This is a genomic window from Streptomyces fagopyri (assembly GCF_009498275.1).
GTDB lineage: Bacteria > Actinomycetota > Actinomycetes > Streptomycetales > Streptomycetaceae > Streptomyces > Streptomyces fagopyri.
On the sequence record NZ_CP045643.1, the window covers coordinates 3,140,379 to 3,152,723 of the forward strand.

The following is a 12,345-nucleotide window of genomic DNA, read 5'->3' on the forward strand; positions in this document are numbered from 1 at the left end:
GCGCCCCCGTTGACGGGCCCGGGTGACGCCTCCGTTCACCCGACGCGTCACCCCGCGACGCCGAGTACCCGCCCCTGGGCGGACCGTGGACGGACGACCGCGGCACGGCCGGTACCGGGCGACGGCTCCCACCGGAGCCCGCCGGAACCGGCACGCACGCGCCCCCGAGGGCCCGCCCGCCGCACCGGCCCCTCCGGAGCGGCCGGCCGCCCTGAACGGCACCCCGCCCGGGGCGGGAATCCGCCCGGAGCACCGACCCACCCGGGACGGCCACCCGTCCGGAGCGGCGACCCGCCCGGGACGCCTGACCGGCCGGAGCACCCGCCCGACCGAGACGCCTCCGCCACCCGGGGCGGCGGCTCGCCGGGGACGCCGGCCCACCCGGGAGGGGCCCCGCCGTGGACGGTCAGCCGAGTCTGACGCGGGCGAGCTGCCGGGACTGCGCGACCAGCCGGTCCGCGCTGTCCCACACCTCGGCGTCCTCCTCCAGGAAGCCGCCGGCCAGGTTGCGGGTGGTGATGGAGACGCGCAGCGGGCCGGGCGCGGGACGGCAGCGCACGTGCACCGTGAGTTCGACCGTCGGCACCCAGCCGGACAGCCCGATCTCGAAGGCGGTCGGCGGCAGCGCGTCGACCGCGAGGAGCAGCGAGAGCGGGTCGGGGTCGCGGCCGTCGGCGAGCCCGAACCAGGCGCGCATCTCACCCTTGCCGGACGGCGCCCCGAGGGCCCAGCCCAGCGTCGAGGGGTCGAGCTTGAGCATCAGCCGCTCGGTGATGGCGGAGCTGCCGTCGACGGGGGCCGGACCGTCCTCGGGCCCGAAGCAGTGCTCCATCGGCGGGATCGCCGGCGGCGTCGCCGTGGTGCGGACGTCGTCGGGCAGCGCGGCCAGGTCGCCGTACGAGGCGAGCACGCGGATCCGTTCGACCTCGCGGCCCTCGTCGTCGTACTGGAAGAGCGAGGCCTGGCCGGTCGACAGGGTGCGGCCGGTGCGGGCGACGTCCGTGCGGATGACCGCGGGTCCCGGCTGGGAGGCGGTGAGGTAGTGCGCCGAGACGGTGAACGGGTCGTCGTGCGGCAGGGCGTCCGCGAGGGCGCGGCCCAGGACGGCCAGCAGGTATCCGCCGTTGACGGCGCTGATGATCGTCCATCCCGGGGACAGGTCGACGTCGTAGACGCCGGGTGCACGCAGGGTGACCGCGGTGTCGCGGTCGAACTCACTGTCGCCGATCGTGGCTCGCACGGCCTGTGCCGAAGCTGCTTCTGACATGCCTGAACGGTACAACAGGCCATTACTAAGCGGTAGCTTTTGCTGTTTCGACCACGTCACACGCCGGTGCCCGGGGTGTGATTTCGGCAATTTCTTGGTAAGTGTCCGCCACTCGTCCGTGACCAACGGCTTCGGAACCCCCTCTTCAGGGACATAGAACCCGATGCAGACGCCGAGCCCGATCCAGCCCGTCACAGGAAGAGCCGCACAGACCGTGAGCCTCACCGGAACGTCGTTCCTCCTCACCGCGATCGCCCTGGTCGTGGTCGCCCTCGTCCTCCCCCTCGTCCTGTGGTCGCGCCTCCCCGGCCCCGCGTTCCTGCGCAGCACGGCACGGATGCTGATGCTGCTGTTCGCCCAGGGCACGGCGATCACCCTCGTCTTCGTGCTCGTGAACAACGCCAACAGCCTCTACGACAACTGGTCCGACCTCCTCGGCACGGGCAATCACGTGCAGGCGGCCGCCGACCTGGGTGTCGACGGCACCGGTGGCGTCGCGGTGCGCGAGCTGCCCAGGATCCACCAGACGTTCGCCGCGGCGGACGGCCCCGGCATGCGCCGGGCGGGCGGGGTGCGCGTCACCCAGCTGCACGGCCAGGTCTCGGGCGTGAACGCCGAGGTCTACGTCTGGCTGCCGCCGCAGTACAACGAGCCCGCCTACCGCAACCGGAAGTTCCCCGTGGTCGAGCTCCTGCCCGGCTATCCGGGCTCCGCGAAGGCCTGGTTCGGCTCCCTGAAGGTCCACGAACAACTGCTGCCGCTGATGCGCGACGGGCAGATCGCGCCGTTCATCCTGGTGGCGCCGCGCACGACGCTGCTGGCCAAGGTGGACACCGGCTGCGCGAACGTCCCCGGCAAGGTGAACGCCGACACCTGGCTCAGCATCGACGTGCCGAAGATGGTGACGGACAACTTCCGCGCCAAGGCCGCGCCGGACGGCTGGGGCGTGGCCGGCTACTCGGCGGGGGCGCACTGCGCGACCAAGCTCGCCGTCGCCCACCCCGACCGCTACCGGGCCGCGGTCAGCATGTCCGGGTACAACGACCCCATCGGTGAACGCGACTCGCTGCCCGCGCGCAACGTCGAGCTGCGCCGCCGCAACAACCCCTTCCTGCTGCTGCGCGCGGACCGTGTCCCGCCCCGCGTCGCGCTGTACTACTCGGGCGAGGTGCACGACGGCTACGAGGCGGGCGTCGCGCTCGAACAGATCGCGAAACCGCCGACGACCGTGCAGGTGGTGCTGCTGCCGCGGAGCGCCGGCGGTCACAACATGGCCCTGTGGCGCCCGCAGGTGACCGAGGTGTTCCGCTGGCTGACCCAGCAGATCGGCCCCGGCGCGCGGGCTAAGGGGTCTCCGCCTCGGTCGCTGCCGAGCGCCGGTTCCAGGCGCGCGGCGCTCGCCAGTGGAAGCGCATCGCGAGAAGCCGCAGCACGAAAGCCGTGACCACCGCGAGCCCGCTGGTGAAAGGGGTCAGCGCGTCGTAGCGGATGCACAGGGCGACCATGGTGGCGCCGACGATGGCGGGAACCGCGTAGAGGTCGCGGTCCCAGCGCAGCAGCGAGGGCACCTCGTTGGCGAGCACGTCACGCAGCACGCCGCCGCCGACCGCGGTGGCGAGCCCGAGGGCGGCCGACGCGGTCAGGCCGAGACCGTACTCGTACGCCTTCGTGGTGCCCGCGACGCAGAACAGACCGAGTCCGGCCGCGTCGAAGACGTTCACCGCGCCCTGGATGCGCTCCACCTCGGGGTGCAGGAAGAAGACCAGGAGCGCGGCCAGCAGCGGCGTCAGGAAGTAGCCGAGGTCGGTGAACGCGGCCGGCGGCACGGCCCCGATGACCACGTCACGCAACAGCCCTCCGCCCAGCGCGGTGACCTCGGCGAGGACGGCGATGCCGAAGACGTCGAAGTTCTTGCGTACGGCCAGCAGGGCACCCGAGATCGCGAAGACGAAGATGCCGATCAGGTCGAGCGTGTGCTGGACGGAGGGACTGAAAAGTTGCTGAAGCACCCCTACAATCTTACCTGCCGCAGGGACTGCACCTTACAAAAGAAGGCCTAGACGGCAAACGGAGACCTAGAGAGAAGGTTTCCCAGGGGTGAAGAGCCAGGTCTGGAAGAGATCGTCGAGCTGCTGCCCGGAGATCTTCTCCGCGAGCCGGATGAAGTCGGCCGTGTTCGCGTTGCCGTACCGGTGCAGCTTGGTCCAGGCGGGCAGCAGCTTGAAGAACGCGCTGTCGCCGATGCGCTCGCGCAGCATCTGGAGCGTCATCGCGCCGCGCTGGTAGACCGCCGAGGCGAACATGGTGTCCCGCTGCGGATCGGCGACGACCGTCTGCCAGAAGGACGAGTCCGCCGGTCGTGTGTTGTACCCGGCGAGGAACGAGTCGTGCGCCGAGCGGACGCCCTGGTGTTCGGACCACAGCCACTGGGCGTAGGTCGCGAAGCCCTCGTTGAGCCAGATGTCCTTCCACCGCTCCACGGAGACCGAGTCGCCGAACCACTGGTGGGCCAGCTCGTGCACGATGGTCGACTCGGAGCGCACGGCGGAGTACGCGGGCTTGGACTGCACCTCCAGCGAGAACCCGGCCTCCGGCATGTCGTCGACGATCGCGCCGGTCTCCTCGAAGGGATACGGGCCGAAGATCTGCGACCAGTAGTCGGTGGCCGCGGCCGTCACGGCGTACACGTCGACGCTGTTGCTGTTGGCGAGCACCGGGTCGATGGCGACGTAGATCGGCGTACCGGCCGGGGTCCGCCCCGACTTCACGTCGAACTTCCCGATGGTCGCGGTCGCGAGGTAGGTCGCCATGGGCCGGCTCTCGCGCCAGTGCGTGACGGTGCCGGCGCCCGTGTCCCGCGTCGAGATCAGGCGGCCGTTGGAGACTCCGGTGAGGCCCTTCGGAGCCTTGATACGGATGTCGTACGTCGCCTTGTCGGAGGGGTGGTCGCTGGACGGGAACCAGGAGGAGGCCGCGTTCGGCTCGCAGGCGACGAAGACCCCGTCCGCGGTCTTCATCCATCCGTAGTCGGAGCCGAAGACGATGGGACCGTTGAGGGCCTCGGGGACACCGCCGTAGGTGACGGTCACCGTGAAGGTCCTGCCCTTCGACAGCGTGCCGCGCGGGGTGATGCGTATCTCGTCGCCCGCACGCGTGAAGTCCGCCCGTCTGCCGTTCACCTCGACCTTCGTGACCTCCAGCTTCTGCAGGTCCAGATCGAAGGAGGAGAGGTTCTGGGTGGCGCGGGCGGTGAGCGTCGTCCGCCCGTCGAGGCGGTCGGTGTCCGGGTTGTACGCCACGTCGAGGTCGTAGTGGCGGGCGTCGAAGCCACCGTTGCCGAGTTGGGGGAAGTAGGGGTCTCCGATGCCGTCCGCGCCCGGTTTCGGGGCGGAGGAGGCGGCGATGACGAGGAAGGAGGCCGCCGCGGTCGCGAGGGCCCCTAAACGTGCCGAACGGGAGAGTGCCATGAGCGTCCCTTTCGTACGTGTTCTGATCGCTCCTGATCAGATGGACACGCGAGACTCTGCACTCTCCCGTTCGGGCATGTTCATGACTTTGCCTAATCGTCATGGCCTACTCGCCGGTTGACTCCTGACGGCCGGCTTCCGGTTCGGCGAGGGGCCGTCCGGACCCCTCCGCCCGGCAGGGAACCCGCCGCCGGAAACCGGTCCCGGCGGTCCCAGCGATCCGCGCCGCGCCCCCACCGAACTCCCGGAATCGCCACACCCCCGAAAACGGAGGAGAACTCGCCACTTGAACCTGCGGGGACTCGACCAATTCCGAGTCTTTACCGCACGATCCGGTAGGCTCAATTGTTCCTCAACTCCGCCGAATTCGATTGACCACTCCCGGTCGCATTCATAAGCTCACTCCAGCTCGACGGGCTCCGCGAAATCCGGGGACCGGACCACTCACATGGGGGAACCAATGAGTAAGAGAGCAAAGCTGGCCACGCTCGTCGTCGCCGGAATCATGCCGGTTGTCGCGGGCGCGGCGCCGGCCTCGGCGGCGGTCACACCGAAAAGGTCGTGCCCGGTCGACTACGGGGTCCGGATCACCTCGCACACGACCTACCGGATTCCCGCGAGCGGCGCGTACTTCAAGGATGGTCCGGGCGGCACGATCAGCGCCTCCGTCACCCGGGCGTCCACCATCACGTACAGCCTCTCCACCTCCCTCGAGGTGAGCGCCAGCTACCTGTTCGCCTCGGCGAAGGCGTCGGTGAGCGGCAGCATCACCAAGTCCGTGGCCGTCACGACCGGCCACTCGTACTCGCACGACATCCACGCCCACAAGTACGGCAACCTGCAGTACGGCTCGAACGGCTTCAAGGTCGGGTGGGAGTCGAACCGCACGAACCCGAACTGCTCGGTGACGGTGCTCGCGTCAGGTACGGCCAAGCTTCCGGCGACTTCCGTCGGCTGGCACTACTGGGAGACCAGTTCCTGATCGGCGAACGGCCGGCGAATTGTCCCGGGCCGCCGACTTCGCTTCGGAATTCACTTTCGCTTTCAACTTCGGCGCCTGATTCCTGAATTCGCCAAAACCTGTGCCCCGGTAACCAATTCTCTGGTCACCGGGGCACGGTCGTCGGCGAACATCCGCCGGCTTCGATACTGCGCCTGACTACTTCTGGGTGTCGGTTCCCGATTCCCTCGACGCGTCCGGCTCATCGGCCGCGACCGTTTCGGAGGCATCCTCGGACTCCACCGCGGTGGACTCCCCGGCAGCGGCGACCGTGGTCTCCTCCGCCGGGGTCTCCTCGGTCCGCAGTTCAGCGGCGACCGCCGCCGACGTCTCCGCCGACTCCGCCAGCACCTCGTCGGCCACGAACTCGGCCGCCTGCTTCGCGACGGAGAGCAGCACCGTGTCCTGCGGCGCCTGGTCCTCGAAGTTCTCCGGGTGGTGACAGGCGACCCGCTGGCCGGGCTTCAGCTCCAGGAGCGGCGGCTCGACCGTCTTGCAGATCTCCGTCGCCTTCCAGCACCGCGTGTGGAAGCGGCAGCCGCTGGGCGGCGCGATCGGCGAGGGCACGTCGCCCGTGAGCAGGATCCGCTCGCTCTTCGCGTTCCGGCGCTTCGGGTCCGGGATGGGCACCGCGGACATCAGGGCCTTGGTGTACGGGTGCATCGGCGCCGAGTACAGCGAGTCGCGGTCGGCGAGCTCCACGATCTTGCCGAGGTACATCACCGCGATCCGGTCCGAGACGTGCCGGACGACCGACAGGTCGTGCGCGATGATCACGTACGTGAGGCCGAGCTCCTGCTGCAGGTCGTCGAGAAGGTTGACGACCTGCGCCTGGATGGACACGTCCAGCGCCGACACCGGCTCGTCCGCGACGACCAGCTTCGGGTTCAGCGCGAGCGCGCGGGCGATGCCGATGCGCTGGCGCTGGCCGCCGGAGAACTCGTGCGGGTAGCGGTTGTAGTGCTCGGGGTTGAGGCCGACGACCGACAGCAGCCGCTGGACCTCCTTCTTCACACCGCCCTCGGGGGTCACGCCCTGCAGCTTGAACGGGGCACTGATGATCGTGCCGACCGTGTGGCGGGGGTTGAGCGACGAGTACGGGTCCTGGAAGATCATCTGGACGTCACGGCGCATCGGGCGCATGCCGCTCACACCGAGGTGCGTGATGTCCTTGCCCTCGAACTCGACCTTGCCCGCGGTCGGTTCGAGCAGCCGCGTGATGAGCCGGCCCATCGTGGACTTGCCGCAGCCGGACTCGCCCACGACGCCCAGGGTCTCCCCGGAACGCACCTCGAAGTCGATGCCGTCGACGGCGCGCACGGCACCGACCTGACGCTGCAACAGGCCCTTCCGGATGGGGAAGTGCTTCTGCAGCCCGGTCACCTTCAGCAGGACCTCACCGGGAGCGGCGTCCTTGGTGAGGGTGGCGCCGCCTTCGTCCTGCGCCTGTGCGGGAATGGTCACTTCCGCGTCCTTGGCTTTCTCGCTCACAGCTTCGGCGCAATCTCTTCGATCCAGATGCGTTCCCGCTGCTCCTGGGGCATGTGGCAGGCGGCCCAGTGCCGTCCGCCGACCTCGGTCAGCTCGGGACGGACCGTGCGGGTCACGTTGTCCTTGGGAACGTCCGCGTACGGGCAGCGCGGGTTGAAGGCGCAGCCGGACGGGATGTTGATCAGCGAGGGCGGGGAGCCCTTGACGGGGATGAGGCGTTCGGTCTGCTCACGGTCCAGGCGCGGCATCGAGCCGAGCAGTCCCCAGGTGTAGGGGTGGCGGGGCTCGTAGAACACCTTCTCGGCGGGACCGCGCTCGATGCAACGGCCGCCGTACATCACCAGGATGTCGTCGGAGAGTTCGGCGACGACGCCCAGGTCGTGGGTGATGACGATGACCGCGGAGCCGAACTCCTTCTGCAGGTCCCGGATCAGGTCGAGGATCTGCGCCTGGACGGTCACGTCCAGGGCGGTCGTCGGCTCGTCCGCGATCAGCAGCTCGGGGTTGTTGACCAGCGACATCGCGATCATCGCGCGCTGACGCATACCGCCGGAGAACTCGTGCGGGTAGCTGTCCACGCGCTTGTCCGGCTGCGGGATGCCCACCCGGTCGAGCATCTCGACCGCGCGGCGCTTCGCCGTCTTCTTGTCCACCTTGTGGTGGATGCGGTACGCCTCCACGATCTGCTGACCGATCGTGTAGTACGGGTGCAGCGCGGACAGCGGATCCTGGAAGATCATCGCCATCTCGCGGCCGCGCAGCTTGCGTACGTAGTCCGGGTCGGCGGACAGCAGTTCGGTGCCGTTCAGCCAGATCTCACCGGAGATCTGCGCCTTGCGCTTGCCGTACTGGCCGGCCGTGTGCAGGCCCATGATGCCGAGCGAGGTCACCGACTTGCCGGAGCCGGACTCGCCCACGATGCCGAGGGTCTTGCCCTTCTCCAGCTGGAAGCTGAGCCCGTCGACGGACTTGACCAGACCGTCGTCGGTCGGGAAGTGCACCTTCAGGTCGCGTACTTCGAGGAAGGCGGAGGGTGCGGGCGAGTCCATGACGGGCTCGGCGACCGCTCCGCTCTTGCTGAGTTCGGTCATGAGAGCCTCACTCGGGGGTCGATCACGGCGTACAGGACGTCCACTACGAGGTTGGCGACGATCACCGCGAGCGAGGTGATCAGGGTGACGCCCAGGATGACGGGCAGGTCCTTGTCGCTGATCGCCTTGAGGACGGCCTGGCCGAGGCCGGGAAGGCTGAACGTGGTCTCGGTGAGGATCGCGCCGCCGATGAGGGCGCCGAGGTCCATGCCGAGCATGGTGAGGATCGGCGTCATCGTGGAGCGCATGGCGTGCTTGCCGATGACGACCGGCTCGCGCAGGCCCTTGGCACGTGCGGTCCGGATGTAGTCCTCGCCCATGACTTCCAGCATGGTGGCGCGGGTGATCCGGGCGTACATCGCGGCGTACAGGAAGGCGAGGGTGATCCAGGGCAGGATCATGCCGCCGAGGTAGCCGCCGACGCTGTCCGACAGGGGCACGTACTGGGCGTCGATCCAGTTCAGCCCGTAACTGAAGATCGCCAGCGACAGCAGACCGGTGAAGTAGATGGGGAGCGAGACGCCGCCGAGGGCGACGACCATCGCGCCGCGGTCCCAGAGGGAGCCGCGCTTGAGCGCGGAGAGCACACCCGCCGAGACACCGAAGATCAGCCACAGGACGGCGGCACCGAGAGCGAGTCCCAGGGTCACCGGGAAGCGGTCGGTGATGACCGGCCAGATGGCCTGCTCATTGCGGAAGGAGTAGCCGAAGCAAGGCGCCGCGCAGTGCGTGACGTCTCCGCCGCCCGAGTAGGTGCGTCCGACGAAGATGCCCTTGAAGAACTCCCAGACCTGGACGAAGATCGGGTCGCCCAGCTGGAGCTTCTGCCGGACCGCCTCGATGGCCGCGGGGTCTGCCTGCTTGCCCACGAACATCGTGGCCGGGTCGACCCCCGCCCACTTCGGGACGAGGAAGAAGATGCCGAAGACCACCAGAATGATGACCACCAGCATCACTGCGGCGGCGAAGAGCCGCCTGATGAGGTAAGCGAGCACTGCTCTCGGCCCGACGGCGGGGCCGTGGGCCACCGGAGGTCTTCCGGTGGCCCACGGTTCACGCCGCTCCGGCCTTCACCTGCCTTTCGTGCCTTATGGCGGGTGCGCCGGTCCGGATTACTTCACGCCGAGGTTGACGAAGTCGTACTGACCGCTGTAGCCGTCGGTCGTGTAGACGTTGGTCAGCCGCGTCGAGCGCCAGTTGATGAACTTCTCGAAGACGAAGGGCAGGTAGTAGCCGCCCTCCATGACCTTGTGGTTGATCTCGGTCGAGATCGACACCTTCTTGGCGGCGTCCAGTTCCTTGACGTAGCTGTCGAAGAGACCGTTGATCGTCTTGTCGTCGATCATGCCGAAGTTGTTGTTACCGCTGTCGAGGATGTACTTGCCGTCCCACAGCGGGAGACCGAAGCCCTGGACGGTCGGGAAGTCCGGACCCCAGCCCATGATGATGATGCCGAAGCCCTTCTTCTTCACGTTCGAAGGGCTGCCGATGATGCCGGCGGTCTGCGCACCGTCGTACTGCTCGATGTCGACGGTGATGCCGACCTTCTTCAGCGACGCCTGGAGCGACTCGGCGGTGGCCACCTCGACCGGCTTGTTGTTGCGGACCGCGATGGTGGTCTTGAAGCCGGTCGGCTTGCCGCAGGCCTTGAGCTCTTCCTTGGCCTTGGCGATGTTGGCGGCGCCGTCGTTCGCGGCGGTGCCGTACGGGTCGTACTTCTGGCCCTCGGCGCCCGGGACGGACGGCGGGAGCATGTTGGTGCCGATGTCGCCACCGGCGATCGGGCCACCACGCGCGGTCTGCAGCGACTTGTGGTCGGCACCGTAGATCACGGCCTTGCGGCAGTGCTCGTTGTCGAACGGCGCCACCGTCTTCGGCATGACCGCGTAGCGGACGTAGCCGGAGACCGGGTTGTCCAGGTTGCCCTTGTGCTGCTTCAGGGCGATGGTGCGGCCCTGCGGGGACATACCGGTCTGGCCGATGTCCAGGTCGTAGTCGCCGTTGATCAGGCGCTGGTCCATGTCATTGGCGTTGGTGAAGAAGTTGACCGTGATCTGGTCCGGGAGCGCCTTGCGGATCGGGTCCGAGGACTGCTTCCAGTTGGTGTTGCGCTCCAGCACGATCGCCTTGTTCGGCGTGTACGACTTGAACTTGTACGGGCCGGACGAGAAGGGGTGCAGACCGTACTTGGACTTGGTGTCCATGTCCGCGCGGATCGGGGAGGCCGAGGTCAGCGCGAGCATCTCCTCGAAGTCCGAGTTCGCCGCGGGCAGGTGGAAGACGATCGTCTTGTCGTCGGGCGTCGAGATCGCCTTCAGACCCAGGTGGTCGGCGGACTTGTCCTTGTACGGACCCGCGTAGGCGCCCTTCGGGTCCAGGACGTCCTTCAGGTACACCGGACCGCCGGACAGCACGTCCTGCGCCCAGACGCGCTCGATGCCGTACTTGACGTCCTTGGAGGTGATCGGCTTGCCGTCCTCCCAGCTGACGCCGTCACGCAGCGTGTACGTGTAGGTCTTGCCGTCGTCGGTGACCTTCGCGGTGCTCGTCGCGAGGTCCGGCGTGACCTTGGCGCCCTCGGCGCCCGGCTGGGTCTGGTTGGTGACGAGCTGACGGCTGTAGTACCGCATGAAGTTCCAGGCGAAGCCGTAGTAGCCACGCGTGGTGTCCCACGAGTCGGCGTCCTGGGCACCGGCGAACTTCAGCGTGCCGCCCTTCTTGGCCGAGGCGTTGGCGACCTTGTTGTTGCCGGCGTTGAAGCCGGCAGCGCCCTGCTTGTCGCCGCTCTTGTCATCGCCGCTGCCGCCGCACGCAGCCGTGGTCAGCAGCGCGGCAACCACCGCGACAGCGGCAGCAGCCTGCTTGCGCCGCCCTGTGGTGCGTTGGGTAGTCACGATCTCGGATCCTCCGTGTATGTATCGGCCCATGGTGAAGCCAAGGGCCCAAGGGGGTACGGCAGTTCAGCGAGAACCCTTCGGGTCGAGCGCATCGCGTACGCCGTCGCCGAAGAGGTTGAAGGAAAGCACGGTGATGAAGATCGCTACACCGGGAATCACCATGTACATGGGGTCCGAGTCGTAGTAATCGATCGCGGAGGAGAGCATCTGTCCCCAGGACGCGGTGGGCGGCTTGACGCCCACACCCAGGAAGCTCAGCGCTGCTTCCGTGAGGATGTTGGTCGGGATCATCATCGTCGTGTACACGATGATGGGCGCGACGAGGTTCGGCAGCAGTTCCTTGAACAGGATGTAGAACCGGCCCGCCCCCAGACTGCGGGCGGCCTCCACGTACTCGCGCTCGCGCAGCGAGAGCGTCTGGCCGCGCACCACACGTCCGACATAGGGCCAGCCGAAGAAGCCGATCACCAGGATCATGACGAGCAGGCGCACGCCCGTGCCCGACAGACCCAGCATCTCGTTGGGCATGACCGAGACCAGGGCGATGATGAACAGCAGCTGCGGGAAGGCCAGCAGGCCGTCCATGACCCGGCTGATGAGGGCGTCGGCCCAGCCTCCGAAGTAGCCGGCGAGCACACCCAGAACGGTGCCCAGCACGACGGCTACGAGAGCCGACAGGAAGCCGACCAGGAGCGAGATCCGCGCGCCGTAGATGATCCGGGCGAAGATGTCGCGGCCGCTGACCGGCTCGACACCGAGCAGGTGGCCCCCGCTGATACCGCCCCAGGACCCCGTGGGGGTCGAGAAGAGCGGGTCGATGAGGTTCTCGTGGTGCGTCTCGGGATCCTGGCCGACCAGGTTGGTAATCACGGGTGCCAGCAGCGCGATCGCGATGAGTACGAGCACGACGATGCCACCCGTGAGGGCGAGTTTGTCCCGCTTGAGGCGCTCCCAGGCGATCCGCCCGAGGGACCGCCCCTGTACCGCCGCCTTGGCCTCGGCAGCGCTGGCAGCCGCCGCTTCCTCGGTCGCGCTCGGAGCCGCTTCCGCGGTCGGCTCGTGCAATGGTGCCGTCATCGTGGCAGGGACCCCTCTCAACCGGCGGTAGCCGGCCCACACGTGCCGCTGTGGC

General features: G+C 68.2%; 10 protein-coding genes. 2 read left to right on the forward strand and 8 right to left on the reverse strand.

From position 1 onward, the window contains the following. Nucleotides 1-406: 406 nt before the first annotated feature. Nucleotides 407-1,267: a thioesterase family protein gene (locus GFH48_RS13335; protein ID WP_153288479.1), complete on the reverse strand. Its 861-nt coding sequence runs from the start codon at nt 1,265-1,267 to the stop codon at nt 407-409. A gap of 214 nt (nt 1,268-1,481) precedes the next feature. On the opposite strand from GFH48_RS13335, the gene GFH48_RS13340 reads away from it, so the two are divergent. Continuing rightward, the gene (locus GFH48_RS13340; RefSeq protein ID WP_153288480.1) at nt 1,482-2,711 is read left to right on the forward strand and encodes an alpha/beta hydrolase; all 1,230 of its coding nucleotides are present in this window, start codon (nt 1,482-1,484) and stop codon (nt 2,709-2,711) included. On the opposite strand, the gene GFH48_RS13345 is transcribed toward GFH48_RS13340, so the two are convergent. Both GFH48_RS13345 and GFH48_RS13350 read right to left on the reverse strand, forming a co-directional pair. After that, nucleotides 2,611-3,276 (reverse strand): trimeric intracellular cation channel family protein, encoded by a 666-nt coding sequence (locus GFH48_RS13345; protein WP_153288481.1) that lies wholly within the window; start codon nt 3,274-3,276, stop codon nt 2,611-2,613. The genes GFH48_RS13340 and GFH48_RS13345 overlap by 101 nt on opposite strands. 66 nt (nt 3,277-3,342) lie before the next feature. After that, a complete protein-coding gene (locus GFH48_RS13350) occupies nt 3,343-4,734 on the reverse strand; it encodes a M1 family metallopeptidase (protein ID WP_153288482.1) in 1,392 nt (463 codons plus the stop codon). 460 nt (nt 4,735-5,194) lie between these two features. On the opposite strand from GFH48_RS13350, the gene GFH48_RS13355 reads away from it, so the two are divergent. Further along, entirely contained in the window at nt 5,195-5,716 is a 522-nt protein-coding gene (locus GFH48_RS13355; RefSeq protein WP_153288483.1) for a hypothetical protein, read from the forward strand. Between the two features lie 177 nt (nt 5,717-5,893). Here GFH48_RS13355 and GFH48_RS13360 read toward each other — a convergent pair whose 3' ends face one another. From GFH48_RS13360 to GFH48_RS13380, 5 genes are all read right to left on the reverse strand, one after another. After that, nucleotides 5,894-7,198 (reverse strand): ABC transporter ATP-binding protein, encoded by a 1,305-nt coding sequence (locus GFH48_RS13360; RefSeq protein ID WP_228120556.1) that lies wholly within the window; start codon nt 7,196-7,198, stop codon nt 5,894-5,896. A gap of 23 nt (nt 7,199-7,221) precedes the next feature. Continuing rightward, nucleotides 7,222-8,316: an ABC transporter ATP-binding protein gene (locus GFH48_RS13365; RefSeq protein ID WP_153288485.1), complete on the reverse strand. Its 1,095-nt coding sequence runs from the start codon at nt 8,314-8,316 to the stop codon at nt 7,222-7,224. Beyond that, complete coding sequence (locus tag GFH48_RS13370) at nt 8,313-9,311, reverse strand: ABC transporter permease (protein WP_153288486.1); 999 nt, start codon at nt 9,309-9,311, stop codon at nt 8,313-8,315. The genes GFH48_RS13365 and GFH48_RS13370 overlap by 4 nt, the downstream gene beginning before the upstream one ends. A gap of 117 nt (nt 9,312-9,428) precedes the next feature. Next, nucleotides 9,429-11,210 (reverse strand): ABC transporter substrate-binding protein, encoded by a 1,782-nt coding sequence (locus tag GFH48_RS13375; protein WP_153288487.1) that lies wholly within the window; start codon nt 11,208-11,210, stop codon nt 9,429-9,431. 66 nt (nt 11,211-11,276) lie between these two features. Next, on the reverse strand, nt 11,277-12,290 hold the full coding sequence (locus tag GFH48_RS13380) for an ABC transporter permease (RefSeq protein ID WP_153288488.1): 1,014 nt from the start codon (nt 12,288-12,290) through the stop codon (nt 11,277-11,279). Between the last annotated feature and the right edge of the window lie 55 nt (nt 12,291-12,345).

What these genes read in the sequence shown, in the direction of transcription:
- GFH48_RS13355 (WP_153288483.1), top strand. Translation starts at nt 5,195, where the DNA reads ATGAGTAAGAGAGCAAAGCTGGCCACGCTCGTCGTCGCCGGAATCATG.
- GFH48_RS13380 (WP_153288488.1), bottom strand. Translation starts at nt 12,290, where the DNA reads ATGACGGCACCATTGCACGAGCCGACCGCGGAAGCGGCTCCGAGCGCG.
- GFH48_RS13335 (WP_153288479.1), bottom strand. Translation starts at nt 1,267, where the DNA reads ATGTCAGAAGCAGCTTCGGCACAGGCCGTGCGAGCCACGATCGGCGAC.
- GFH48_RS13350 (WP_153288482.1), bottom strand. Translation starts at nt 4,734, where the DNA reads ATGGCACTCTCCCGTTCGGCACGTTTAGGGGCCCTCGCGACCGCGGCG.
- GFH48_RS13365 (WP_153288485.1), bottom strand. Translation starts at nt 8,316, where the DNA reads ATGACCGAACTCAGCAAGAGCGGAGCGGTCGCCGAGCCCGTCATGGAC.